This is a genomic window from Chitinibacter tainanensis DSM 15459 (assembly GCF_000429785.1).
GTDB classification, from domain to species: Bacteria; Pseudomonadota; Gammaproteobacteria; order Burkholderiales; family Chitinibacteraceae; genus Chitinibacter; species Chitinibacter tainanensis.
This window is the reverse complement of the sequence record NZ_AUCN01000018.1, coordinates 117,696-142,086: the sequence shown is the minus strand read 5'-3', so window position 1 is coordinate 142,086 and position 24,391 is coordinate 117,696. Positions and strand designations below refer to the sequence as shown.

The 24,391-nt window shown below is 54.2% G+C and carries 25 protein-coding genes; 19 read left to right on the top strand and 6 right to left on the bottom strand.

What is annotated here, in order from left to right; genetic code table 11:
- Positions 1–18 precede the first annotated feature (18 nt).
- The 5 genes from infB to pnp all read left to right on the top strand — a co-directional run bounded on the left by infB (position 19) and on the right by pnp (position 6,829).
- Positions 19–2,727 carry a translation initiation factor IF-2 gene (infB, locus tag G482_RS0106805; protein WP_028449409.1) on the top strand — a complete coding sequence of 903 codons (2,709 nt, stop codon included), beginning with the start codon at positions 19–21 and terminating at the stop codon, positions 2,725–2,727.
- A 97-nt stretch (positions 2,728–2,824) separates the two neighbouring features.
- Complete coding sequence (gene rbfA, locus G482_RS0106800) at positions 2,825–3,208, top strand: 30S ribosome-binding factor RbfA (protein WP_028449408.1); 384 nt, start codon at positions 2,825–2,827, stop codon at positions 3,206–3,208.
- Positions 3,195–4,100, top strand: a complete 906-nt coding sequence (gene truB, locus G482_RS0106795; protein WP_028449407.1) for a tRNA pseudouridine(55) synthase TruB — start codon at positions 3,195–3,197, stop codon at positions 4,098–4,100. Before rbfA ends, truB begins: the two co-directional genes overlap by 14 nt.
- A gap of 86 nt (positions 4,101–4,186) precedes the next feature.
- Entirely contained in the window at positions 4,187–4,456 is a 270-nt protein-coding gene (rpsO, locus tag G482_RS0106790; RefSeq protein ID WP_028449406.1) for a 30S ribosomal protein S15, read from the top strand.
- Between the two features lie 222 nt (positions 4,457–4,678).
- Positions 4,679–6,829 (top strand): polyribonucleotide nucleotidyltransferase, encoded by a 2,151-nt coding sequence (gene pnp / locus G482_RS0106785; RefSeq protein ID WP_028449405.1) that lies wholly within the window; start codon positions 4,679–4,681, stop codon positions 6,827–6,829.
- Between the two features lie 82 nt (positions 6,830–6,911).
- Here pnp and G482_RS0106780 read toward each other — a convergent pair whose 3' ends face one another.
- Positions 6,912–7,478 (bottom strand): phasin family protein, encoded by a 567-nt coding sequence (locus G482_RS0106780; protein WP_028449404.1) that lies wholly within the window; start codon positions 7,476–7,478, stop codon positions 6,912–6,914.
- 203 nt (positions 7,479–7,681) lie between these two features.
- On the opposite strand from G482_RS0106780, the gene phaR reads away from it, so the two are divergent.
- Positions 7,682–8,338 carry a polyhydroxyalkanoate synthesis repressor PhaR gene (phaR, locus tag G482_RS0106775; protein ID WP_245575263.1) on the top strand — a complete coding sequence of 219 codons (657 nt, stop codon included), beginning with the start codon at positions 7,682–7,684 and terminating at the stop codon, positions 8,336–8,338.
- A 90-nt stretch (positions 8,339–8,428) separates the two neighbouring features.
- On the top strand, positions 8,429–9,229 hold the full coding sequence (tcdA, locus tag G482_RS0106770; RefSeq protein WP_245575262.1) for a tRNA cyclic N6-threonylcarbamoyladenosine(37) synthase TcdA: 801 nt from the start codon (positions 8,429–8,431) through the stop codon (positions 9,227–9,229).
- A 68-nt stretch (positions 9,230–9,297) separates the two neighbouring features.
- On the opposite strand, the gene rplI is transcribed toward tcdA, so the two are convergent.
- The 5 genes from rplI to fdxA form a co-directional block, all read right to left on the bottom strand.
- On the bottom strand, positions 9,298–9,747 hold the full coding sequence (rplI, locus tag G482_RS0106765; protein ID WP_028449401.1) for a 50S ribosomal protein L9: 450 nt from the start codon (positions 9,745–9,747) through the stop codon (positions 9,298–9,300).
- 20 nt (positions 9,748–9,767) lie between these two features.
- Positions 9,768–9,995: a 30S ribosomal protein S18 gene (gene rpsR / locus G482_RS0106760; RefSeq protein ID WP_028449400.1), complete on the bottom strand. Its 228-nt coding sequence runs from the start codon at positions 9,993–9,995 to the stop codon at positions 9,768–9,770.
- A 10-nt stretch (positions 9,996–10,005) separates the two neighbouring features.
- Complete coding sequence (priB, locus tag G482_RS20910) at positions 10,006–10,287, bottom strand: primosomal replication protein N (protein WP_373277560.1); 282 nt, start codon at positions 10,285–10,287, stop codon at positions 10,006–10,008.
- Positions 10,288–10,322: 35 nt separating this feature from the next.
- On the bottom strand, positions 10,323–10,688 hold the full coding sequence (rpsF, locus tag G482_RS0106750) for a 30S ribosomal protein S6 (RefSeq protein WP_028449399.1): 366 nt from the start codon (positions 10,686–10,688) through the stop codon (positions 10,323–10,325).
- Between the two features lie 103 nt (positions 10,689–10,791).
- On the bottom strand, positions 10,792–11,115 hold the full coding sequence (gene fdxA / locus G482_RS0106745) for a ferredoxin FdxA (protein WP_028449398.1): 324 nt from the start codon (positions 11,113–11,115) through the stop codon (positions 10,792–10,794).
- An 88-nt stretch (positions 11,116–11,203) separates the two neighbouring features.
- Between fdxA and gluQRS the strand changes: the two genes are divergently transcribed.
- The 12 genes from gluQRS to purF all read left to right on the top strand — a co-directional run bounded on the left by gluQRS (position 11,204) and on the right by purF (position 24,311).
- A complete protein-coding gene (gene gluQRS / locus G482_RS0106740) occupies positions 11,204–12,142 on the top strand; it encodes a tRNA glutamyl-Q(34) synthetase GluQRS (protein ID WP_034619143.1) in 939 nt (312 codons plus the stop codon).
- A gap of 177 nt (positions 12,143–12,319) precedes the next feature.
- The gene (locus G482_RS0106735) at positions 12,320–15,136 is read left to right on the top strand and encodes a motility hub landmark protein FimV (RefSeq protein ID WP_156905363.1); all 2,817 of its coding nucleotides are present in this window, start codon (positions 12,320–12,322) and stop codon (positions 15,134–15,136) included.
- A gap of 139 nt (positions 15,137–15,275) precedes the next feature.
- On the top strand, positions 15,276–15,767 hold the full coding sequence (locus G482_RS17640; RefSeq protein WP_156905362.1) for a hypothetical protein: 492 nt from the start codon (positions 15,276–15,278) through the stop codon (positions 15,765–15,767).
- Between the two features lie 9 nt (positions 15,768–15,776).
- Positions 15,777–16,562 (top strand): tRNA pseudouridine(38-40) synthase TruA, encoded by a 786-nt coding sequence (truA, locus tag G482_RS0106725; RefSeq protein WP_028449395.1) that lies wholly within the window; start codon positions 15,777–15,779, stop codon positions 16,560–16,562.
- A gap of 10 nt (positions 16,563–16,572) precedes the next feature.
- Positions 16,573–17,205, top strand: coding sequence for a phosphoribosylanthranilate isomerase (locus G482_RS0106720; protein WP_028449394.1), 633 nt, complete (start codon positions 16,573–16,575; stop codon positions 17,203–17,205).
- Complete coding sequence (trpB, locus tag G482_RS0106715) at positions 17,202–18,407, top strand: tryptophan synthase subunit beta (RefSeq protein ID WP_028449393.1); 1,206 nt, start codon at positions 17,202–17,204, stop codon at positions 18,405–18,407. The genes G482_RS0106720 and trpB overlap by 4 nt, the downstream gene beginning before the upstream one ends.
- A 57-nt stretch (positions 18,408–18,464) precedes the next feature.
- Positions 18,465–19,268, top strand: coding sequence for a tryptophan synthase subunit alpha (gene trpA, locus G482_RS0106710; protein WP_028449392.1), 804 nt, complete (start codon positions 18,465–18,467; stop codon positions 19,266–19,268).
- 17 nt (positions 19,269–19,285) lie between these two features.
- Positions 19,286–20,152 carry an acetyl-CoA carboxylase, carboxyltransferase subunit beta gene (gene accD / locus G482_RS0106705; protein ID WP_028449391.1) on the top strand — a complete coding sequence of 289 codons (867 nt, stop codon included), beginning with the start codon at positions 19,286–19,288 and terminating at the stop codon, positions 20,150–20,152.
- Positions 20,152–21,438, top strand: coding sequence for a bifunctional tetrahydrofolate synthase/dihydrofolate synthase (folC, locus tag G482_RS0106700; protein WP_028449390.1), 1,287 nt, complete (start codon positions 20,152–20,154; stop codon positions 21,436–21,438). The genes accD and folC overlap by 1 nt, the downstream gene beginning before the upstream one ends.
- Positions 21,439–21,442: 4 nt before the next feature.
- On the top strand, positions 21,443–22,258 hold the full coding sequence (locus G482_RS0106695; RefSeq protein ID WP_028449389.1) for an SPOR domain-containing protein: 816 nt from the start codon (positions 21,443–21,445) through the stop codon (positions 22,256–22,258).
- The gene (locus tag G482_RS0106690; RefSeq protein ID WP_028449388.1) at positions 22,255–22,746 is read left to right on the top strand and encodes a CvpA family protein; all 492 of its coding nucleotides are present in this window, start codon (positions 22,255–22,257) and stop codon (positions 22,744–22,746) included. Before G482_RS0106695 ends, G482_RS0106690 begins: the two co-directional genes overlap by 4 nt.
- A gap of 29 nt (positions 22,747–22,775) precedes the next feature.
- Positions 22,776–24,311 (top strand): amidophosphoribosyltransferase, encoded by a 1,536-nt coding sequence (gene purF / locus G482_RS0106685; protein ID WP_028449387.1) that lies wholly within the window; start codon positions 22,776–22,778, stop codon positions 24,309–24,311.
- Positions 24,312–24,391 lie beyond the last annotated feature (80 nt).

The following is a 24,391-nucleotide window of genomic DNA, read 5'->3' as shown; positions in this document are numbered from 1 at the left end:
GGCGCGGGAGAGTAATCAATGAGTGAACCCAAAGTCAGTCAATTTGCAGCAGAACTAAAAATGCCCACGCAGGAGCTCATCGAGCAACTGCGTGCGGCTGGTGTTCAAAAAAGCAGTGCGGACGATACCCTGAGTGCCAACGACAAAGCACGTCTGCTTGAGCATTTGAAACAAAAGCATGGTCAGGCTGGCGACAAGCCCAAGATCACCATCGCGCGCAAAGAAACCACCGAAATCCGTAAAACGGATGCCACGGGCAAAGCCAAGACAATCCAGGTTGAAGTGCGCAAAAAACGCGTAGTGTCACCGGATGTGATCGCGGCTGCGACTGCGGCGGCACCAGCTGGCAATGCTGCGCCGGTGATTGATGAAGCCGAGCGCCAAAATCGTGAGGCGCAAGCCAAACGCCAGGCCGAATTGGCAGCGATTCAAGCGGCGGAAATGCAAGCGAAGCAAAACCGTGAAGCCAAGGCTGCTGAAGCGGCGGTAAAACCGGCGGCTGAGCCGGTGGCGCCAGCGGCCGTTGAGCCTGCGGTGGCTGAGAAAGTGGCAGCCCCGGTGGAGCCAGTTGTCGAAGTAGTTGCGGCAGCCCCGGTCGTTGAAGCCGCACCTGCGCCAGTTGCTGCCCCAGCACCGGCTGCCAAGCCTGCGGTTAAACCGCATGTGAAGCCGGGTCATGAAGCTGATCGCCCACGTATTGGTGCCCGTGTCGATTTCCGTCGTCCGCGCGATACGCCGCTGGAAGCGCCGGAAAAACCAGCGCCAGCCGCAGCGCCTGCGAAATCGGCCGATAAAAAACCAGCCGGCGCCAAGAAAGACGAAAAAGGCGGCTGGAATGATGGCCGCAACAAGAAAGCGCTGAAAACCCGTGGAGGCGATGCTGGTAGCAATGACTGGAAATCGCGCAAAGTGGGTGGCAAAAAACAAAACAACAACGACAATGCGCACGGCTTCCAGGCTCCAACTGAGCCAGTAACGCATGAAGTTGAAGTGCCAGAAACCATTTCCGTGGCTGATCTGGCGCACAAAATGGCAGTAAAAGGCGTTGAAGTTGTTAAGACGCTGATGAAGATGGGCATGATGGTGACCATCAACCAGGTGCTGGATCAAGAAACTGCGATGATCGTGGTGGAAGAAATGGGTCACGTGGCCAAAGCTGCCAAGCTGGATGATCCGGAAACTTATCTGGGCGATACCGAGAAAGCCGAACACGATCTGATGCCGCGCGCACCAGTGGTCACGGTAATGGGTCACGTTGACCACGGTAAAACCTCGCTGCTGGACTATATTCGTCGCGCCAAAGTGGCGGCAGGCGAGGCCGGCGGGATTACCCAGCATATCGGTGCCTATCACGTTGAAACCGGCAAGGGCATGATTACCTTCCTGGATACCCCAGGTCACGAGGCGTTTACCGCCATGCGTGCCCGTGGTGCCAAGCTGACCGATATCGTGGTGCTGGTGGTAGCGGCGGATGATGGTGTGATGCCTCAAACCATCGAAGCAATTCACCACGCTAAAGCCGCAGGCGTGCCGATTGTGGTAGCGGTAAACAAGATCGATAAACCAGAAGCCAATCTGGAGCGCATTCAGCAAGAGCTGGTAGCGCAAGAAGTTGTGCCAGAAGAATGGGGTGGTGATACCCAGTTTATCCCTGTCTCTGCTAAGAAAGGCATGGGGATTGACGAGCTGCTGGATGCGATCTTGCTGCAAGCCGAAGTTTTGGAGCTGACTGCTGCAATCGATGGCCCAGCTAAAGGGATTATCATCGAGGCGCGTCTGGATAAAGGTCGTGGTCCGGTGGCTTCATTGCTGGTGCAATCGGGTACCCTGCGCAAGGGCGATACCATCCTGGCCGGTCAAGTGTACGGTCGTATCCGTGCGATGCTGGATGAAAACGGCAACCAGATTAACGAAGCCGGCCCTTCAATTCCGGTTGAGATTCTTGGTCTGTCAGAAGTGCCAGCCGCAGGTGAAGATGCGATGGTCCTGGCGGATGAGAAAAAAGCCCGTGAGATTGCACTGTTCCGTCAGGGTAAATTCCGCGATGTGAAATTTGCCCGCCAGCAAGCCGCGAAACTGGAAAACATGTTTGCACAGATGGCCGAAGGCGAAGTGCAAAACTTGCCAATCATCATCAAGGCCGACGTACAAGGTTCGAGCGAGGCTCTGTCGCAGAGCCTGCAAAAACTGTCGACCAGCGAAGTACGCGTGCAGATTCTGCACAGTGCGGTGGGTGGTATTTCCGAGTCGGATGTCAACTTGGCCTTGGCGTCAAAAGCTGTGGTGATTGGGTTTAACGTGCGCGCTGACGCCGCGGCCCGCAAGCTGGCTGAAGCGGATGGCGTGGATATCCGTTACTACAACATCATTTACGACGCTGTCGATGATGTGAAAGCTGCGCTGTCTGGTATGTTGGCACCAGAGAAACGCGAACAAGTGATCGGTCTGGTCGAAGTTCGTCAGGTATTTACCGTGTCGAAAGTTGGCACGATCGCCGGTTGTTTGGTGATGGATGGTTTGGTGAAACGCACTGCAGGCGTACGTCTGTTGCGCAACAACACCGTGATCCACCAAGGCGAGCTGGAAAACCTGAAGCGCTTCAAAGACGAAGCCAAAGAAGTGAAAGCTGGTTTCGAGTGTGGTTTGCAGCTGAAGAACTACAACGACCTGCAAGTAGGCGACCAGCTGGAAGTCTTCGAGGTGATCGAAGTGGCGCGGACGCTGTAATTGCCGCACCTGCTTTATGTAGCCTGATGGCAGCGCAAGTCCGTAGGGGCTTGCGCTGTTTGCATTTGTAATCAAGCCCTGTCCAAGGAGGAAAACCATGGCTGGCAAACAATTTACCCGTGCTGATCGTGTCGCTCAGCAAATCCAGCGTGATCTGGCAACGGTGATCCGTGCTGAGCTCGATCATCCGCAAGCATCACTGATCACCATTACCGATGTGGAAGTGACACGCGATTATTCGCACGCCAAGATTTTTTATACCTTCTTGGGTGACGCGGCCGAGCGCGATGAGATCGCCGCCGTACTGGAGCGGGCCAAAGGCTTTTTGCGCGCGCAAATTGCCCGCACCATTACGCTGTTTAAAATGCCTGAGCTGCATTTTCATTACGATGTCTCGATTGAATACGGGATGAATCTGGCACAGAAAATCCGCGAAGCCAACGAGTTGCCCAAGGCCAAAGACGAAGATGGCCAAGCGTAAGCTCGATGGTGTGTTGCTACTGGATAAGCCGTTTGGCATCAGTAGCACCGCAGCGCTCAATAAATGCCGCTGGCTATTGCAGGCCGAAAAAGGGGGGCATACCGGCGTCCTAGATCCTTACGCCACCGGCTTGTTGCCGCTGTGTTTTGGTGAGGCAACCAAGTTTGCCCAGCGCATGCTGGATGCGGATAAAGGCTATCGTGCGCATATCCGGTTTGGTGAGGTATCCACGACGCTGGATGGCGAGGGTGAGATCACGGTAACGGGCGTGGCGCCCGCCTCCGAAGCGGAGGTTGCGGCAGTGCTGGCGCAGTTTATGGGCGAGATCGAACAAACCCCCCCCATGTATTCGGCGCTAAAGGTTGATGGTAAAGCGTTGTATGAATATGCCCGCCAGGGGGTGGAGCTGGAACGCAAGGCGCGGCCAATCCGGATTGATGAGCTGACGATTGTGTCGTACAACGCGCCCGATCTGGTGTTGGATGTGCGATGCTCCAAAGGTACTTACATCAGGGTATTGGCTCAGGATCTAGGTAATGCGTTGGGTTGTGGTGCATACCTCACTGGTTTACGCCGAACTCTAACCGGCGGCTTTCGCTTGGAAGATGCAGTGAGCCTTGATGATTTTATTGCGCTGGAGATGCCGGCACGTGAAGCGTTATTGCTGTCGGCAGATCAATTGCTATCCAATTTGCCGGCGCTTTATCTCGAGGCCGAGCAAAGCACGGCCATTCGGCATGGCATGCCGGTGCGGGGTTTGCCGACCAGCGAGCGGGGTGAAGTTAAGCTTTACGATCAAGGGCAAAAGCCGGATAATGCACGGTTTATCGGTTTGGGCGAAGTGGGCGCTGATGGCGTGCTGCGGTCCAAACGTCTGCTGGCAACCGCTTAGGCGCGAGCCAGTTAATGGAGCCACACCGGGCGTTTGCTCAGGTCTGGCTTGTCTAGTGGCTCTGCCACTTTTTATGGAGTAGTAAAATGACTGTAACTGTTGCTCAAAAAGCTGACATCGTTAAAGAATTCCAACACGCCCCAGGCGATACCGGTTCTTCTGAAGTTCAAATCGCATTGTTGACTGCACGCATCAACGATCTGACACCTCACTTCAAAGAGCACAAAAAAGATCACCACTCACGTCGTGGTCTGCTGAAACTGGTTTCTCGTCGTCGTCGTCTGCTGGACTACCTGAAACGCACTAACGTAGACAGCTACCGCAACGTGATTGCTAAGCTGGGTCTGCGCAAGTAATTCAGCTAAAAGTCGCAGCTTAGGCTGCGACTTTTTTCATTTTATCCCTCCTCGAATTTCCCAATTCCCTGTTACTGCCCAATAGCGATTCCGGCGGTGGAGCAGGGTCAAGTTGTGCCGGAGTCGGCGGTAAACTGCCGTGGCATCAGCCCCAGCAGGCGCCTTTACCGCAGCGGAATCTCCTTTATCCAGGTCGCGGATAAATTGTTAAAAGGACAGAACGTGTTCAATAAAATCAGCAAATCATTCACCTTCGGTAAACACAATGTCACGATCGAAACAGGTGAAATTGCCCGCCAGGCCACTGGCGCGGTAATGGTGAATATGGACGACACCGTGGTTCTGGTGTCTGTCGTGGCGGCGCGCGATGTAAAAGCCGGCCAAGACTTTTTCCCGTTGACTGTTGATTACTTCGAGCGGACTTATGCCGCCGGTAAAATCCCGGGCGGTTTCTTCAAACGTGAAGGCAAGCCGAGCGAAAAAGAAGTACTAACCAGCCGTCTGATCGATCGTCCGATCCGTCCGCTGTTCCCAGAAGGTTTCTACAACGACATCCAGATCGTTGCGACCGTGATGTCGATCAACCCAGAAATCGATTCTGATATCCCTGCCATGATCGGTGCATCTGCCGCGCTGGCGATCTCTGGTGTGCCATTTGATGGCCCAATTGGTGCGGCCCGCGTGGGTTACATCAATGGCGAATATGTACTGTGCCCAACTCTGACCGAAATGAAAGACAGCCAGATGGATCTGGTGGTGGCCGGTACTAATCAAGCCGTACTGATGGTGGAATCTGAAGCCAACGAATTGCCAGAAAGCGTGATGTTGGGCGCCGTGGTATTTGGTCACGAGCAAATGCAAGTGGCGATCAATGCCATCAACGAATTGGCCGATGAAGTGAATCCAGAGCTGCTGGAATGGAATGAGCCAGTTAAAAACGAAGCGCTGATCGCCCAAATTCGCGGCATTGCAGCTGAAGGTCTGGCACAAGCATTCAAACTGCGCCAAAAACAACTGCGCACGCAAAAAATCAATGAAACTTGGGCGCTGGTTAAATCAGCACTGATCACCGAAGAAACCGATACACTGGCCGCCAATGAAATCAAATCGATTTTCAAAGGTCTGGAAGCAGAAATCGTACGTGGTCAGATTCTGGCCGGCGAGCCACGGATTGACGGTCGTGATACCCGCACTGTGCGCCCAATCAGCATCCGCACTGGCGTATTGCCACGCGTTCACGGCTCAGTGCTGTTTACGCGCGGTGAAACTCAAGCCATCGTGGCGGCAACGCTGGGCACCAAGCTGGATGAGCAGAAGATTGATGCGCTGCACGGTGAGTATTCTGATCACTTCATGCTGCACTACAACTTCCCTCCGTACTCAACTGGTGAGGTTGGCCGTGTAGGCGTGCCAAAACGTCGCGAAATCGGTCACGGCCGCTTGGCGAAACGTGCGCTGGTGGCGATGTTGCCAGCCAAAGAAGATTTCGCCTACTCAATGCGCGTGGTGTCTGAAATTACCGAATCGAATGGTTCGTCATCAATGGCTTCGGTATGTGGCGGCTGCTTGGCGCTGATGGATGCCGGTGTACCACTGAAAAACCACGTGGCCGGTATTGCCATGGGTCTGATCAAAGAGGGTAATTCTTTTGCCGTCTTGACCGACATCCTGGGTGATGAAGATCATCTGGGCGATATGGACTTCAAAGTAGCCGGTACCGAGAATGGTGTGACTGCGCTGCAGATGGACATCAAGATCAACGGCATTACCAAAGAAATCATGGCTGTGGCGCTGGATCAGGCTAAAGAAGGTCGCCAGCACATTCTGGGTATCATGAAAGGCGCGCTGGATGGCGCTCGTGAAGAAGTGAGCGCCCATGCGCCGCGTCTGTACACCATGAAGATCAATCCAGAGAAAATCCGTGATGTGATTGGTAAAGGTGGCTCGGTGATCCGTGCGTTGACCGAAGAAACCGGCACTCAGATTGATATCGCTGAAGACGGCACCATCACCATTGCCTCAATCTCAGGTGCAGGTGCGGAAGAAGCGCGTCGCCGGATCGAAGAAATCACCGCTGAAGTTGAAATCGGTCGCGTGTATGAAGGCCCGGTGGTGAAGATCCTCGACAAGAACGTCGGCGCGATCGTATCGATCATGCCAGGCAAAGACGGTCTGGTGCACATCAGCCAAATCGCCAATGAGCGCATCGCCAATGTGGCTGACCATCTGCAAGAAGGTCAGATCGTACGCGTGAAAGTGATCGAGCAAGACGAAAAAGGCCGTATCCGTCTGTCGATTAAAGCCGTGCTGAACGATGAAGCCAATGCAGCTGCGCCAGCGGCTGAAGCAGAGCAAGCGCCTGCGGCGGAGTAATGTTGAAGGCCCCTCGTAAAGCGAGGGGCTGCAAACAAAAAAGGCACCTTGCGGTGCCTTTTTTATTGTGCTGCAGCTTTAATTAAGCGTTGGCGCCATTGGCGTTGGCTTTTTTGGCGGCAGTTTTAACCGCATCAGCCGTAGCAGTTGAAGCTGCTTTTACCGATGCATCGGCAAACTCGGCCACTTGTTTGGCGGCTTTGGTCATGCTGTCTACTGCGGCAGCAGTGGCTTGAACGGTCGATTTAACGGCGGCTACGGCAGCATCCGCGCCGGCTGGAGCGTTTTTCACAAAGCGATCAAGGCCAGCAACCACTGATTTATTGAACTCGACATTGCGCTCGTCGATCAGTTTTGAAAATTCGGCTTGCGCTTGTGAAGAGATTTCGTACAGATTGCGTGAGTAAGTGGTCGCTTGCTCAATCGCGGCATCGGTCAGCTTTTGGCGCAGGCTAATTGCTTCTTGCAGATCTTTAACGCCGCTCAGCTGTTTAACAGCTTTGGCGTTGTCTTCCAGTGCTGTTTTAGCGGTTTCGATTTGCAGCTTGGCCAGACGGTCAAATGAATCCAAGGAAATACGGGCAAAGCGCAGGGCGGTTTCGACTTGTTCGGTCGCAAAATTGCTGTATTGTTGCTGTGCGGTAGTCATGACGAGGTCTCCACGATTCGGTTTACTGGGCCACATCGCAAAGGCGATGCTGCGATGCACAATCCGCTGTCATTGTGGAACACGGGTTTGCTGTTGTCAAATATTAATTGCTGCGTTGCACAATGTGGTAAAACTGGCAATTACGTGGCGCTCGCAGGATAATAGAACTCTGCCAAAAAGCATGAGAACAAAGGAAGATGAGCATGGAAAAACGGGTCATCAAGAAGTACCCCAACCGTCGTTTATATGACACGACCACCAGCTGCTACATCACGCTTAATGACGTTAAACAACTGGTGCTCGATGGCATCGATATTTTGATTCAAGATGCCAAGACGGGGGAAGACCTGACCCGCAGTGTGCTATTGCAGATCATTCTGGAAGAAGAAGCCGGCGGCATGCCGATGTTCTCGTATGATGTGCTGACCCAAATCATCCGCTTCTATGGCCATGCCATGCAGGGCTTGATGGGTAACTACCTTGAAAAGAATATGCAGCTCTTTGCCGAGATGCAGCGCCGACTGCAAGATCAGGCCAAATCGACCATGTCGGCCGACAACCCGATGTTCAGCAATGCCAATCTCTGGGGCGAGTTTATGAAATTCCAGGGTCCGGCTATTCAGAATATGATGGGCAACTACTTGGAAAGCAGTACCAATATGTTTGTGGAAATGCAGCAGCAGCTGCAAGAGCGCGCTAAGCATTTATTCACCGGATTTGGCATGCCCGGCGGTCCGAAAGCGGCGGCTAGCGATGATTTGCATCCCACTACGCCACCATCGGCGGTCCCCGCAGAAGCGCCAGTGGTTGAATCTAAACCAGCGGCTACGCGCAAGCGGGCGCCACGTAAAGTTGAGTAGGGTATTGCTCTCTAGCGCTTAGATTGATTGGTTTGTATAGATATACCCCTCAGCCCCGTTTGGGGCTGATTTGTTTTAAGTGAAAATATGGTGATTGAAGATTCTGCGTTTGAAACGCCTTTGAGTGATGACTATTTGCGCCGCTTTGCCGGCATCGGCCGTTTGTATGGCCAAGCTGCTTTACGCCGGTTTGCGCAGGCCAATGTATGCGTGATCGGTATTGGCGGGGTTGGATCGTGGGCGGCGGAAGCGTTGGCGCGCTCTGGGATCGGGCAAATTACGTTGATCGATTTGGATGATATTTGCGTTTCCAATACCAATCGGCAGTTGCCGGCGTTAGAGGGGCAGTTTGGCCGGATGAAAGTGGCGGCGGTGGCTGAGCGTTTGCTGGCGATTAACCCGCAGCTAAAGGTGCGCTGCATTGAAGATTTCATTGCGCCAGAGAATTTTGCTGAATATCTGGCTGGGCATAATTATGTGCTCGACTGTATTGATAGCGTTAAGACGAAGGCAGCCTTACTAGCCTATTGCCGGCGCAATAAATTACCGGTGATTACGGTGGGTGGTGCGGGTGGCCAAATCGATCCGACGCAAATTAAAGTGGATGATTTAAGCCGAACGATCCAGGACCCGCTGGCGGCCAAAGTGCGGAATCTATTGCGCCGTGAGTATGGCTTTGCCAAAAGTGGCAAGAAAATGGGCGTGGAATGTGTCTATTCAACTGAGCAACTGATGTACCCGCAGGCCGATGGCTCGGTATGTGCGGCTAAGCCACAGGCGGGAGAGGGTGTGCGCCTGGATTGCGCGGGTGGCTTTGGTGCTGCCATGACGGTGACCGCGACATTTGGTTTGGTGGCAGTGTCGCGTGTGTTGGCGAAATTGGCGAAATAGATTTTTCGCGGCTGAAAAAAGAAAAGCCACGCTAAGCGTGGCTTTTCTAATGCTGCTGTGGGCCGAGATTAAGCGGCGCCAACAACTTGCAGAGTAACGTTCACAACAACGTCGTGGTGCAGGGCCAGAGCAACTTCGTACTCGCCAATAGCCTTGAATGGGCCGTTTGGCAGACGTACTTCGAATTTCTTCACTGCAACACCTGAAGCGCTGATTGCTTCGGCGATGTCGTGGTTGGTTACTGAACCAAACAGACGGCCATCAACACCGGCTTTTTGCGCGATGGTGAATGAAGCGCCTTCCAGTTTGGCGGCGCGGGCTTGAGCTTCAGCCAGGATTTCAGCTTGCTTGGCTTCCAGTTCAACGCGGCGAGCTTCGAAGTCAGCCAAGTTAGCTGCATTCGCGCGTTTCGCTTTGCCTTGAGGGATCAGGAAGTTACGAGCGTAGCCGTCTTTCACTTTAACTACGTCACCCAGTTGGCCCAGGTTAGCCACTTTTTCGAGCAGGATAATTTGCATGTTGATATCTCCTTTCCCGATTAGTGTTGGTCAGTGTAAGGCAGCAGAGCCAGGAAGCGAGCCAGTTTGATGGCAGTCGACAGTTGGCGCTGATATTTGGCTTTAGTACCGGTGATGCGGGCAGGAATGATCTTGCCGTTTTCAGCGATAAAATCTTTCAGGATGGCTACATCTTTGTAGTCAACTTGAGCGATGCCTTCAGTGGTAAAGCGGCAGAACTTTCTGCGCTTGAAGAGTTGGCGGGACATGGTTTAATCCTCAATTCAAAAAATCAAAAGCTTCGAGATGGAAAATCAGGCTTTGTCGAAATTTCATACTGCGGGCAGCGAGAAACCCTTTGCTTTTAATTGCAGTGCCAATCGGCACTTGAGCAATTTGCTGCGCGATGTTGCCAAGGGCAACAAAGAGAATTTCACAATCGACTTTACGTTTTTGCCCGGCTTCGGTTTGTTCTGATTGATGGCTAATTGTGCCCTCAATGATTGCAACGCCAGCTGGGGTAGTGCGTAAAGCTTGCCGGTTGAGTAAAAGTCCTTCGATTAAAACGTGATTACGCAGAATTCAAAGTCCGAAAATTAAGCGGCTTGACCTTCACCAGCTGATTGAGTCAGAGATTTTGATTTCTCTTCCTTCATCATTGGTGATGCTTCGGTGATGGCAGCTTCAGTTTTCAGAGTCAGGTGACGCAGTACGGCGTCATTGAATTTGAATGCGTGTTCCAGTTCAGCCAAAGTGTCTTGGCCGCACTCGATGTTCATCAGAACATAGTGTGCTTTGTGGATTTTCTGGATTGGGTAAGCCAGTTGACGGCGGCCCCAGTCTTCCAAGCGATGAATCTGACCGTTACCAGTCGTAATCAGTGATTTGTAGCGCTCGATCATTGCAGGCACTTGCTCGCTTTGATCTGGGTGCACGATAAACACGATTTCATAATGTCGCATGTGTTGCTCCTTGTGGTTTGCAGCCTGCCGTTAGCGACCACGGTCAGGCAAGGGATAAGAACCAAAGAGTATAACGCTTTGATTCTGCTTGGGCAAGGTAAGTTTATTTGTCGATTTGATCGATCTTGCCTTGAACTGTCGCCCATTCAGCGTGATCAGGGAGTGGCTCTTTCTTTTGCACGATGGCTGGCCAGCGTTGGGCAAGCTCTGCATTCAGGCTGATGTATTCTTGCATATCGGCGGGCACATCATCTTCGGGGTAGATGGCTTCGACTGGGCATTCGGCCACGCAGAGCGAGCAATCAATGCATTCGTCTGGGTCAATCACTAGGAAATTAGGCCCTTCCCGAAAACAGTCCACTGGACAGACATCTACGCAATCAGTGTATTTGCACTTTACACAGGCGTCGGTCACTACATAGGTCATGGCTTGGTCCTTGAGGGCGAAGATTAGTAAACTAGGCGCATATTTTATCAGAGCTTGGATTGCCCTTGCGCGATCTGGTTCGCGGTCAATGGAGTTGATATTGTCTCAGGGGTATGTTGGGCGTTTTGCACCAAGTCCAACGGGGTTGTTGCATATGGGCTCGTTGATGGCTGCGGTGGCGAGCTTTTTGGAGGCGCGCACTCGTGGTGGGCGCTGGTTGTTGCGGATTGAAGATTTAGATCCGCCTCGGGAGATGTCGGGGGCAGCAGAGACTTTTCCACGAGAAATGCTGCGGTTCGGTATGCAGTGGGATGGCGAAGTTATTAAACAAAGCCAGCGTCATGATCGATACCAGCAGGTGTTGGACGAGCTACTCGCCAGTCAGCTGGCGTACCGCTGTAGTTGCAGTCGGAAATTATTGCAGGCTGATGGGCAGCTCGGAATCGATGGCTTTCGCTATGTAGGGCGCTGCCGCGACTTGCTGGTGCCCATAGATGTGCAACATGCCATTCGCGTGAAAGTGCCAGATGAAGTGACCTCGGTGCAAGACGCGGTGCAAGGGCTTATTGCGCATAACCTCTGGCGTGAACTTGGTGATTTTACGGTGCTACGCGCGGATGGTTTTTGGGCCTATCAATTGGCGGTGGTGGTGGATGATGCCGATTGTGGGGTGACTCATATTGTTCGTGGTGCTGATTTGCTAGACTCGACAACGCGACAATGTTATTTGCAGCAAATTCTCGGTTTTTCTACGCCTGCCTATCTACATATCCCAGTGATTACAAATTCTAGTGGTGAAAAATTAAGCAAGCAGACATTGGCGCCGGCGCTGCTGGCGGAGAACGAGGTCTTGCAGCTGTGGCAGGCTTTGTATTTGCTTTGGCAAGAGCCGCCTGAATACTTGCGTAAAGTTTCTTTGCCGGAGTTGTGGGCATGGGCATTTGCGCATTGGCATGCAGGCAAAATGCCGCAAAAACGTAGCGTAGCTGTTACGTTTGACGAGAAAAACGAATATAAATTTCAATAGATGATTGAAATGTCCGTATTATTTATTTAAAGCTGATTTACTATGCCCAGGCTGTCGATGCTTGATGGATGGTCTGAAGGCTGTTTTTTAGTAAAATTTGTAGACTGACAGGGACGCCTGTTGCCACAAGTGTGCTGCTCGACGCAACTTGTGGTTTGCCCGCTTCGGAGATTGCTCGTGCATAAATCACCTCGATTCAAAGCTTGTGTGTTGGCCGTTGCCATGGCCACGTTGCCAATCATGAGTCATGCCGCTGGTTTGGGGCGTTTGAATGTCATGTCCGGTCTGGGGCAGCCGCTGCGTGGCGAAATCGATCTGGTTTCTGTGCAGCCAAATGAAGCTGATTCTTTGGTGGTGAGCTTGGCCCCGCCTGAGAGCTACTCCAACGCCCAAATTCCTTATCCTCCTGCATCGCTGGGGCTGCGTTTTAATATCGAAAAGCGGGCCAATGGCCAGTATTACGTGGTGGTTAATTCGTCACAGCCGATTACTGAGCCGTTTATTGATCTCTTGGTTGAACTCAACTGGGCTGCTGGCCGGATTCAACGTGAATACACGGCTTTAATCGATCCAGCTGATTACACCGGTGGTGCTAATGCCGAGCGTGCAGCACGTTATGCCAGTAGCGATCTGCCAGGTACGCAAACAAAGGGTGCGATTAAAGGGGCAAAGGCAAAGAAAGCTCGCGTAGCAGACAGCTCGGCTGAAACGAAAGCGCCTAGTGAGGCACCGAAGAAAGAGTCTCGCTCTGCCGAAGGTGATGCTGGTGCAGCGGCTTCGGGTCAGCATAAAGTGAAAAGTGGCGAAACACTAGGTGCGATCGCGCGCGAGGTGCAGCCGGCTGGCGTGAGTCTCGAGCAAGTGCTGGTCAGTCTCTACAAAAACAATCCAAATGCGTTTGATGGCAATTTGAACCGCTTAAAAAGCGGCAAAATTCTGAATGTGCCTGCTGCTGAGCAAATGCAGCAAATCTCAAAGCAAGAAGCCAGCAAAGAAGTGGCGGTGCAAGCGGCAGACTGGAAGTCGTATCGAACAAAGCTAGCTGAGTCTGCGGCGAAAGCGCCGGCGAAAGAGCTGGGCGAGCAGGCGAGCGGCGGCAAGATTACGGCTAAGGTGCAAGATCATGGCCAGACCGCTGCAGATGCCAACAAAGATGTGCTGAAACTTTCCAAGGCAGCTGATGCGGCCAAAAAAGCCGGTGATCAGGCCAAGGTGAAGGCGCTGGAAGAAGAAATTGCCGCGCGGCAGAAGGCGCTCGACGAGGCGAATCAGCGCGTCGCGATGCTGCAAAAGAACGTCACGGACATGGAAAAGCTCGCCGCAATGAAGGCTTCTGCTGCTGCCGCAGCCACTGCGGCGCCAACCTCGGCCCCGACCGCAGCAGCCTCGGCTACAGCGGTGGCGGCGAGTGAGGTTGCCGCTAGCGAGCCAGTGGCTGCTTCCGGCGTGGCCAGCGCTGTTGCGACGGCTAAGCCAAAACGCCGCGTGCAAATTGAAGCACCAGTTGAAGAAGAAACGAGCTTGGTTGACGACTTGCTCGGTAACCCGCTGGTGTTGGGTGGCGGCGCATTGGCGCTGGCATTGGGTCTAGGTGGGGTGTGGTACTCGCGCCGTCGCAAGCAGCCAAGTGTTTTTGAGGACAGCATCATTACTGGCGGCGATTTAAAGGCCAACACTGTGCTGGGAAGTACCGGTGGTGGCGTAATTAGCACTCAGGCAACCGAAAATTCTTTTCTGACTGACTTTAGTCGCCAAGGGCTGGGCACAATTGATACCGATGAGGTTGATCCTATTGCCGAGGCCGAAGTGTATATGGCCTATGGTCGTGATGCGCAAGCCGAAGAAATCTTGAAAGATGCGCTGCAAAAAGATCCATCGCGGCTTGAAATCCGGATGAAGTTGCTGGATATCTACGCCGCGCGCAAAGATACTTCGTCTTACGAAGAGCATGCCTCGACCTTGTTTGCGATTACCAACGGTCAGGGCGAGTTCTGGCGTGATGCGGCGATGAATGGTCGCGCAATTGATCCGGAAAATCCACTGTATCAAAAAGAACCTGCAGGCATGGTGGATACCAGCAAACTAGCCGCTGTGGCGGCGCCTGCTGCAGTTGCTGCGGCTGCGGTTGCGCTGAGCGAGCCTGCGGTGGCGCTGGATGAACCTACCGCGCCAGATGCACAGTTGTTTGCCAATAACGACCTGGATTTTGAGCTGGATCTGGACAAGGAAGTCGCTGCCGTCGCCGAGCCAATTGCCGCTGCGGCAGTGCTTGAGCCTGCTAGCGCGCTAGATTTGTCGCCGGATGACAATGCGGTTGCCGATTTTGATCTGGATCTGGATGCTGAGCAGAATGTAGAGGCTGCGATTGACTCACTGATTGAAAGTGATTTTGCTGCAGATACTGCGTTCGAGCCGCAAGCGGCGGTTGAGCCAGGCGCTATGGATGATGGCATGCTGTCGCTCGATTTGCCGATCGATTTGGGTGCGGATTTGTCTGAGACCGCATTGGCCGATGTTAAAGACGATCTGTCGTTTGAGCTGCCGGCTGTTGAGGCGCCGCTTGAATCTGCGCTGGATATCGCGGCTCCAGCTGTCGAGGAAATTGAATCCTTCGATTTGGATCTGCCAGCAGCCGGTGCGCCGGAAACTGCACTTGAGGCTGCGGCTTTGGATGATGCTTCCGCATTGGATCTGGATTTTGATTTTGATCTGGGTTCATCCGCGGCCGAAGCTGCGCCTGAGCTTGGCGCTGTGGCTACGTCGCTGGAAGCAGATACCACCTTCGGTGATATTAGCTTGGATCTTTCTCAGGCGGCGGCCGCGGGCGAGCTTGATTTTGCGGCGGATGATCCGGTGCAGACCAAAATCGACCTAGCCAAAGCCTATATCGATATGGGTGACGTTGAGGGCGCGCGTGAAATCTTGCAAGAAGCACTGCAAGAAGGTAATGGCGAGCAACAAGCAACCGCCAAAGGTTTGCTGGACGAACTCTAAGCGCTACGGTTAATTTTTGCCTGCAGTACATTCAATCACGCTCTGGCTTTGGCTGCTTTGTTGCTTGCCAAATTCAGGGCGTTTTTTATTGCTAGCCTTGCTGACACTGCTATTGCCTGCGGCGTGGTGCCTGGCGCGTGTGCGTGTCAGGCGCAGCCTGCCGCGTATCAAGTGGTTGCTGTTGGCTACGGCGCTGATTTACGGCTGGACCACGCCGGGCGAGTACATCTGGGCAAGTAGCTGGTCACCCACGCAAGAAGGTATTGAGCTGGCGCTGGATCAAATTTTGCGTTTGTCGGCGGTGATCCTCAGTTTGCAGATTGTTTTGCATTACTTGTCGCGCCGGGACTTGGTGATTGGCTTGGTTCATTTGCTTTGGCCGCTGTCGTTTTTGCGTGTGCCGGTTGAGCGTTTTGCCGTGCGTTTGGCACTGACCATAGAGGCAGCGGAGCAGTTACTCGAAACACGACACACTTTTGCGCAGTTGCTTGCGCAGCTCCATGCGCCTAGCGAAGCGCCGGCAACGGAAAATCAGCCTTTGCCCACGCTGCCATCGTTAAAGCCGTGGCAATGGGGTGTACAATGCTTGCTGTTAAGCGCTTGTGTCTTAACGTTGCTGAAATGGAATTAAAAAGTGGGTATGAAACGATTTGCACTGGCGGTCGAGTATGACGGGCAGGCATTCAATGGCTGGCAAATCCAGCCCGATCGCCAGACGGTGCAGGGCGTCATGGAGCAGGCTGTTGGCAAAATGGCCGGACATCCATTGCGTGTTCATGCGGCTGGTCGAACTGACGCAGGGGTGCATGCCACGCGGCAAATTGTTCACTTTGATACCGATGCCAAGCGCCCAGTTACCGCCTGGGTGCGTGGGGTAAATAGCTTCCTGCCGGTTGGGGTTTCGGTCTTGTGGGCGCAGGAAGTGCCCGAACACTTTCACTCGCGCTTTGTCGCCACTGCCCGGCATTATCGCTATCTCTTGTTGCAACACCCCATTCGCCCAAGCCTACTGGCGGGCAAGGTGGGTTGGCTGCATCAGCCGGTGAGTTTAGAGGCGATGCAAGCCGCGGCGGCTTATCTATTGGGCGAGCATGATTTTTCCAGTTTTCGTGCGGCTGAATGCCAGGCTCTCTCGCCGGTGAAGCAGATGCTGCGGGTCGAAATCGGCCAGCAGGCGAATATGCTGTATTTTGATTTCTCAGCAACGGCGTTCCTGCACCATATGGTGCGCAACATCATGGGGGCCTTACTGCATATCGGCAAAGGCAATGAATCGCCAGACTGGATGGCGTGGCTGCTCGCTCAGCAAAATCGCGCGGTTGCGCCGCCGACTTTTATGCCTGATGGTCTGTATCTGACCGGGGTTTCTTATCCCGCCGAGTTTGGTTTGGCGACCGAGCCAGACCGCCGCTATGGCTTGATCTGATGGGGTGCCAATGAAGACCCGAATTAAAATCTGTGGTTTGCGCGATCGCGAGACCTTGCTGCAAACCATTGCGCAGGGCGCAGATGCAATTGGCCTAGTGTTTTATCCACCTAGTCCTCGTTGTGTCACAGTCGAGGAAGCTGCGGCGCTGTGCACGGGCTTGCCGGCGTTTGTGAGTTTAGTGGGCTTGTTTGTGAACCCAACTCCAGCTCAGGTGCAGGCCGTACTGGAGAAAGTGCCGCTCGATTTGCTGCAATTTCATGGCGATGAGAGCTTGGCCGAGTGTGTGCAATACGGGCGCGCATTTATCAAGGCTGTCAGGGTTAAACCTGACATAAATTTGGTAGAATACGCCCAGCAATATGCGCATCCCTTGTGTCGTGGCCTCTTGGTCGATGCTTGGGTGGATGGTGTGCCGGGCGGTACCGGTGAAGCATTTGACTGGCAGTTACTGCCCGCCGATTTGCCGCTGCCGCTGATTTTGTCCGGCGGATTGCATCCAGATAACGTTGCGATGGCCATCGAGCGGGTTAGCCCTTGGGCGGTCGATGTGTCCAGCGGGGTGGAGCGCAGTAAGGGAATCAAGGATTTGGATCGGGTTCAGGCATTTATTGATGCCGTACATAGTGTGAGAAAAAAATGAACGACAGATATCAGCAGCCGGATGCACGTGGTCACTTTGGTCAACATGGCGGTATCTATGTCGCCGAAACCTTGATGCCTGCGTTGGAAGAGCTCAAGCGCGAGTTCGAAGCCGCCATTCAAGATCCGGCGTTTATGGCTGAATATCGCCATGATTTGAAGCATTATGTGGGTCGTCCAAGCCCGATTTATCATGCGCAGCGCTGGTCGGAAGCACTGGGCGGCGCGCAGATTTATCTGAAACGTGAAGATTTGAATCACACGGGTGCGCATAAGGTTAACAACACCATTGGTCAGGCCTTGCTGGCGCGGCGGATGGGTAAAAAACGGGTGATTGCCGAAACTGGCGCGGGTCAGCATGGCGTGGCTTCGGCCACCGTTGCCGCGCGCTATGGCATGGAGTGCGTGGTGTACATGGGGGCCGAAGATGTGGCCCGTCAGGCGCCGAATGTATTCCGCATGAAGCTCTTGGGCGCCAAAGTGGTTGCGGTTGAATCCGGTACGCGCACACTCAAAGACGCTATGAATGAAGCGATGCGGGATTGGGTAACCAACGTCGATTCGACTTACTACATCATCGGCACTGCTGCCGGCCCACACCCATACCCACAGCTGGTGCGCGATTTCCAGGTGGTGATTGGCGAAGAATGTAAAGTGCAGATGCAGGAAATGCTTGGCCGCCAACCGGATGCGGTGATCGCCTGCGTAGGTGGTGGCTCGAACGCGATTGGTATTTTCCATCCGTATATCCAAGTACCCGGCGTGCGCCTGATTGGCGTAGAGGCGGGCGGTGATGGGGTTGAAACCGGCCGTCACGCGGCGCCGCTGACTTCCAACGCCAAAGTGGGTGTACTGCACGGCCAGCGCTCGTATCTGATGCACGATGCCGATGGCCAGATCAGCGAAACGCATTCGATTTCTGCCGGCCTCGACTACCCAGGCGTTGGCCCTGAGCACAGCCACCTGAAAGACATTGGTCGTGCCGAGTATGTAGCGATCAATGACGATGAAGCCATGCAGGGCTTCCATGACCTGTGCAAGTACGAAGGGATTATCCCGGCGCTGGAATCGAGCCACGCGCTGGCACAAGCTGCCAAAATGGCCAAGACCATGAGTAAAGACCAAGTGCTGCTGGTGAACTTGTCTGGTCGTGGCGATAAAGACATTCCAACCATTGCCCGCAAATTAGGGATTCAACTCTAATCGCCGGGGTATTGTCCTGTAGGCTAATTAATTCATAGGTTTGGTAGATATACCCTCATGTCACGTATTAATTCAGTAATGCAGCAACTGCAGGCGCAGCAGCGTCAGGCCCTGATTCCATTTATTACCGCTGGTGACCCTAAGCCCGGCCTGACCGTAGAGCTGATGCATGCTCTGGTCGCCGGTGGTGCCGACATCCTCGAACTGGGCGTACCGTTTTCGGATCCGATGGCCGATGGTCCGGTTATTCAGCGCGCTTCTGAGCGAGCGCTAGCGCACAAAGTCTCACTGCGCACGGTGCTGGAATTGGTGGCGCAATTTCGCCAAACCAATACCACGACCCCTGTGGTTTTGATGGGTTATGCCAATCCGGTTGAGGCGATGGGCTATGAAGTTTTTGCCCAAGCGGCGGTCGCCGCCGGCGTGGATGGTGTATTAACAGTTGACATGCCCCCCGAAGAAGCGGAAGAATCCGTCGCCGTTTACAAACGACACGGTCTAGACCCGATTTTCCTCTTGGCGCCTACCACGCCAGAAGAGCGGGTAAAAGAAGTCGCACGCATGGCCAGTGGCTATGTGTACTACGTGTCGCTGAAAGGCGTAACAGGCTCGGCCAATCTGGACGTTGCCAATGTGGCTGAGAAATTGGCCTTTTTGAAACAATATCTGCAGATTCCGATTGGCGTTGGCTTCGGGATTCGTGATCCGCAATCCGCCCAGCAGGTGGCCCGAGTGGCCGATGCGGTGGTGATTGGCTCACGCCTGGTGCAGGAAGTTGAACAGGGTGAGGCGGGGCTGGCGCAACGTCTGACCGAATTTTTGTCCGCAGTGCGTGCGGCGATGGATAGCGCGCGCGTCTGAGGACGCAGGAGTACACAATGAGCTGGTTGCAGAAACTTTTACCCCCCAAGATCAAGAGCCGTACCACGCCGAATACCTCGGCAGTGCCAGAAGGCCTGTGGAGCAAATGCTCGGCCTGCAGTGCGGTGCTGTATCGCTCTGATCTGGAAAACAACCTGGAAGTGTGCCCGAAGTGCGGCTTTCATAATGCCGTTTCCGCGCGAACGCGGCTCAACCAGCTGCTCGATGCCGAAGGCCGCTATGAAATCGGCTCGGAAGTTAAACCGATCGACATTCTGAAATTCAAGGCCAACAAGCGCTATAGCGACCAGCTGACCGCATCGGCCGCCAGTACAGGCGAAGATGATGCGCTGGTGGTGATGCAGGGCAGTATTCTGACCGTGCCAGTAGTAGTAGCGGCGTTTGAATACAAGTTCATCGGCGGCTCAATGGGCTCGGTGGTGGGCGAGCGTTTTGTGCGTGGCGTAAAAGTGGCGCTGGAAAACGATCTGCCGTTTATTTGTGTGGCCGCTTCCGGTGGCGCGCGGATGATGGAAGGCTTGAATTCCCTGATGCAGATGGCCAAAACCAATGCCATTCTCACCAAGCTGTCTGAGAAAAACCTTCCGTTTGTATCCCTGCTCACCGACCCGACCATGGGTGGGGTATCGGCCTCATTTGCCTTCCTGGGTGATGTGGTGATGGCCGAGCCGGGCGCGCTGATTGGCTTTGCCGGGCCGCGTGTGATCGAGCAAACTGTGCGCGAAAAGCTGCCAGAAGGCTTTCAGCGCTCGGAATTCCTGCTGGAAAAAGGCGCTATCGATATGATCGTCGATCGGCGCGAGCTGCGTCAGCGTCTGGCTGACGTGCTGACCCTCTTGAACAATCAGGCTGCTGTGAATTAATGACTGCTGCAAGGTTAAGTGAGGCCAATTCGCTGGCCGAATGGCTGAGCTACCTTGAAGGTTTGCACCCCATGGCCATCGATATGGGGCTGGCGCGGGTGCAAGCGGTACGGCAGCAAATGGGCTTGCTGCCAACTTGTCCGGTCATCACCGTGGCGGGCACCAATGGCAAGGGCTCGGTCTGCGCCATGCTCAGTAAAATTCTGAGCTTGGCGGGCTACAAGGTGGGTACTTACACCTCACCACATCTGCTGCATTACAACGAGCGGATTGCCATCAATGGCCAGCCCGCGGCTGATCACGAAATCGTGGCCAGCTTTGCCCAGATTGAAGCCGCCCGCGGCGATGTATCCTTGAGCTATTTCGAATTTGGCACCTTAGCTGCCGTGCACCACTTTATGCAGTCGGCAGTGGATGTCATGGTGCTGGAAGTGGGCTTGGGTGGTCGCTTGGATGCCGTGAATATCTTTGAGCCCACCGCCTCGGCGGTGGTGACCATCGGGATCGACCATCAGGCCTATTTGGGTGACACGCGCGAAGCCATTGCGCTAGAAAAAGCCGGCGTCTATCGCGCGGCAGTGCCGGCCTTTTGCGCTGATCCGCAGCCACCCCATACCTTGCTTGAACATGCTGCGCAGATCGGCGCGCCATTGCAGCTGATTGGCCGTGATTTTGGCTATGCGTTACAGGCAGAAGGTCAGCAGTGGATCTGGCAAGGGGCCAATGGTATCCGTAAAAACGCCTTGCCCATTCCGGCTTTACGCGGCAAATATCAACTGGCAAACGCCAGCTTGGTCATTGCCTTGCTCGAGGCGCTCAAGCCGCAACTACCTGTGAGCTTAAATGACATCAAACGTGGCCTGCTTGAAGTCGAGTGGCCGGCGCGTTTCCAGGTATTGCCCGGCAGGCCTGTTGTGGTGCTGGATGTAGCGCATAACCCCCATGCGGCATTGGTTTTTAAAAGCTGCCTTGACCAGATGGCGTATCACCCGGTGACACATGCTGTGCTGGGTATGATGCAGGATAAAGATGTCGCGGGTGTGCTCGACATTGTGGCCGACCGGATTGATGTTTGGCATGTGGCCGCCCCGCAATTACCGCGTGCGTTGCCGGCCGCGCAGCTGGCCGAGCTGATCTTGCAACGGGCACCCCGGGCGCGGGTAGTGCAATACGAAAGTGTTGAAAAAGCTTACCGTGCCGCCTGTGAGAGCGCTGCCGAAGCTGATAGAATCTTGGTCTTTGGATCTTTCTTCACCGTGTCGGAAGTGCTGCAGGCACGCGGATAATTTTATGGCGAATGTAAGCGACGAATTGTTGCAGCTGCGTAAACGAGCGCGGCGACGTTTGGTTGGGGCGATCGCCTTGGTGGTTTTTGCATTAACCGTGCTGTGGACGGCACTGGATGGCGAGCCACCGAAATCCTTACTTGAGCAACAAACCGTCGAAATCATTTCCAGCGCACCGGCTTTATCGTCGGTCGTCAGTCTCAATTCACCACAGCCCGCTAGCAGTCAGGCCGCCAGTGCCGTAGTCGCAGAGGCAAGTACTGCCATTGAAGCCGAGCCATTGCCAGTCGAGCCGGTTGCGGATGCGTCGCGTGTCGCGCCGGTGGCCTTGCCAGGTAAGTTGGTGACGCATCAGGAAAACGCACCTAAAGCGGTCGAGCCTGCTCAGCCCGTGGAAGTCGTCAAAGCGCCAAGCCCTAAACCAAGTGCTAAACCTGCGCCAACTCCCAAACCCACTGCTAAGCCCACTGCTAAGCCCACACCGCTGAGCACCAAAAAGCCGCAAGCCACCAAAGCCCCGGCTGCCGATCCCAAAGCAATTCTCGAAGGCGGCGGTTTGCCACCTGCCAGCAGTAGTAGCGACAAAATCTATTACATTCAGATTGGTGCGTTTGCTGACGCTGAAAAAGCCGCGCAAACCGTGAAAAAACTGAAAGACGCTGGCATTCCGGCACGCAGCGAAGTTGTAACGACCAGCAAAGGCGAGCTAACCCGCGTGCGCATTGGCCCGGGTAATGATGAGGCCAAGGCCAAAGTCTGGCTCAAGCGGCTGGAGTCGCTGGGTGTGCAAGGTACTCTGGTTAGCAAACCTGCACCATGACCCAGTTTGATTACATCGTGCTTAGCGTGCTTGGTTTATCCATGCTGCTATCGGTGCTACGTGGTTTAACGCAAGAGATCATGGCGCTGCTGGCTTGGGTGCTGGCCTTCTGGGCTGCTAGTCATTTTGCCGAGACGGTTGCCGCTTGGCTGCCGGCAAGCTTGCAGATTGAGAGCCTGCGCTATATTGCGGCTTTCGTGGTGGTGTTTTTTGTGACGTGGCTGCTGTCGGCGATTGTGCGCATCACCTTGAATCAGTTTATTACGGCCACTGGCCTCAAGCCGGTGGATCGTCTGCTTGGGGCATTGTTTGGCATTGCGCGTGGCTTTTTGCTGTTGCTCACCTTAGTGATGCTGGCGGGGCTAACGAGCTATCCGCGCTCGCCAGAGTGGCGAAATGCCATGTTTAGCCCGCTGTTTGAGCGCAGCGCCGAATTAGTCAAACCATTGCTGCCGCCGGTGCTGGCCAGCAAGGTCAAATTTGAATGAATTTTTGCAAGTCGAAGGGGCTCTGACCAATGTGTGGCATTCTAGGTGTGGTCGCCAAAACGCCGGTTAATCAAATGTTGTACGATGGCCTTCTGGTGCTTCAGCACCGCGGCCAAGATGCAGCCGGTATCGTAACCGCCGAGCAGCATGTGCTGCATATGCATAAAGGGCAGGGGCTGGTGCGCGATGTATTTCGCACCCGCAATATGCGCTCTTTGCAAGGCAACGCGGGGATTGGCCATGTACGCTATCCGACCGCTGGTTCTGCCTCTAGCCTGGCAGAGGCGCAGCCGTTTTACGTCAATAGCCCATTCGGGATTGTTTTAGCCCACAACGGCAATCTGACCAACGATAAGCAGCTGAAAGAAGAGATGTATCGCACCGACCTGCGGCACATCAACACCAATTCAGACTCCGAAGCGCTCTGTAATGTATTCGCGCACGAAATTTCACGTCGCGTGAGTGGCCCGCAAGTGGATGCGGCAACCATCTTCGAGGCAATTAAAGCCGTACATGGCCGCGTGAAAGGCGCATATGCCGTGGTGGCCATCATTGCCGGCTTTGGTATGGTGGCCTTCCGTGATCCGCATGGCATCCGCCCGCTGACACTGGGTGTGCATGAAACGCCGGAAGGGCGCGAATATATGGTCGCCAGCGAATCGGTGGCCTTGGATGTCTTGGGCTTTAAATTTGAGCGCGATATTGCCCCAGGCGAGGCGATTTATGTGACTTTTGATGGCGAGTTTTATAGCCAGCAATGCCACAGCAGCCCGCAACTGATTCCATGTATTTTTGAGCATGTGTACTTTGCTCGCCCTGATACCATCATCGATGGCATCTCTGTGCACGAAGCACGCCTGAAAATGGGCGAGCAGCTGGCCGAGAAAGTACGTCAGCAAGTGCCGGCGCTGGACATAGATGTGGTCATTCCGATTCCGGATACCAGCCGTGATGCCGCACTGCAATTGGCCGATGCGCTGGGCCTGCCGTATCGCGAAGGCTTTATGAAGAACCGCTATATTGGCCGTACTTTCATCATGCCGGGGCAGGCAAGCCGCAAAAAATCGGTGCGCCAGAAATTGAACCCGATTGCAGTCGAATTCCGCGGCAAAAACGTGCTGCTGGTGGATGACTCGATCGTGCGCGGTACCACTTCGAAAGAAATCGTGCAGATGGTGCGCGATTCAGGGGCGAAAAAGGTGTACCTGGCTTCAGCTGCGCCACCGGTGAAATTCCCTCACGTGTATGGCATTGATATGCCAACTCGCAATGAGCTGATTGCCACTGGCCGTGATGAAGTACAAATTGCCGCCGAAATCGGCGCTGATGGCGTGATTTATCAAGATCTCAGCGCGTTGATTCAAGCCTGTAGTGATGCTAGCGGTGGCAAAATTAGCGTGTTTGAAACTTCCTGCTTTGATGGCCGCTATATCACCGGCGACATCACCGATGCTTATCTGGATGAACTGGAAGCCAAACGCCTGTCGCCGCTCTCGACCAAAGCCGATAACACGGGCTCGGTAGTCGACCTCAATATTGGTGTTGGTGAGCAAAATTTGATTTAATGGCCTCAGAACGCCATGCAACGGGAGCTTTGGCTCCCGTTTTTCTTGGCGCCGCAGTTGAATAAAAAGACAAAGGAATA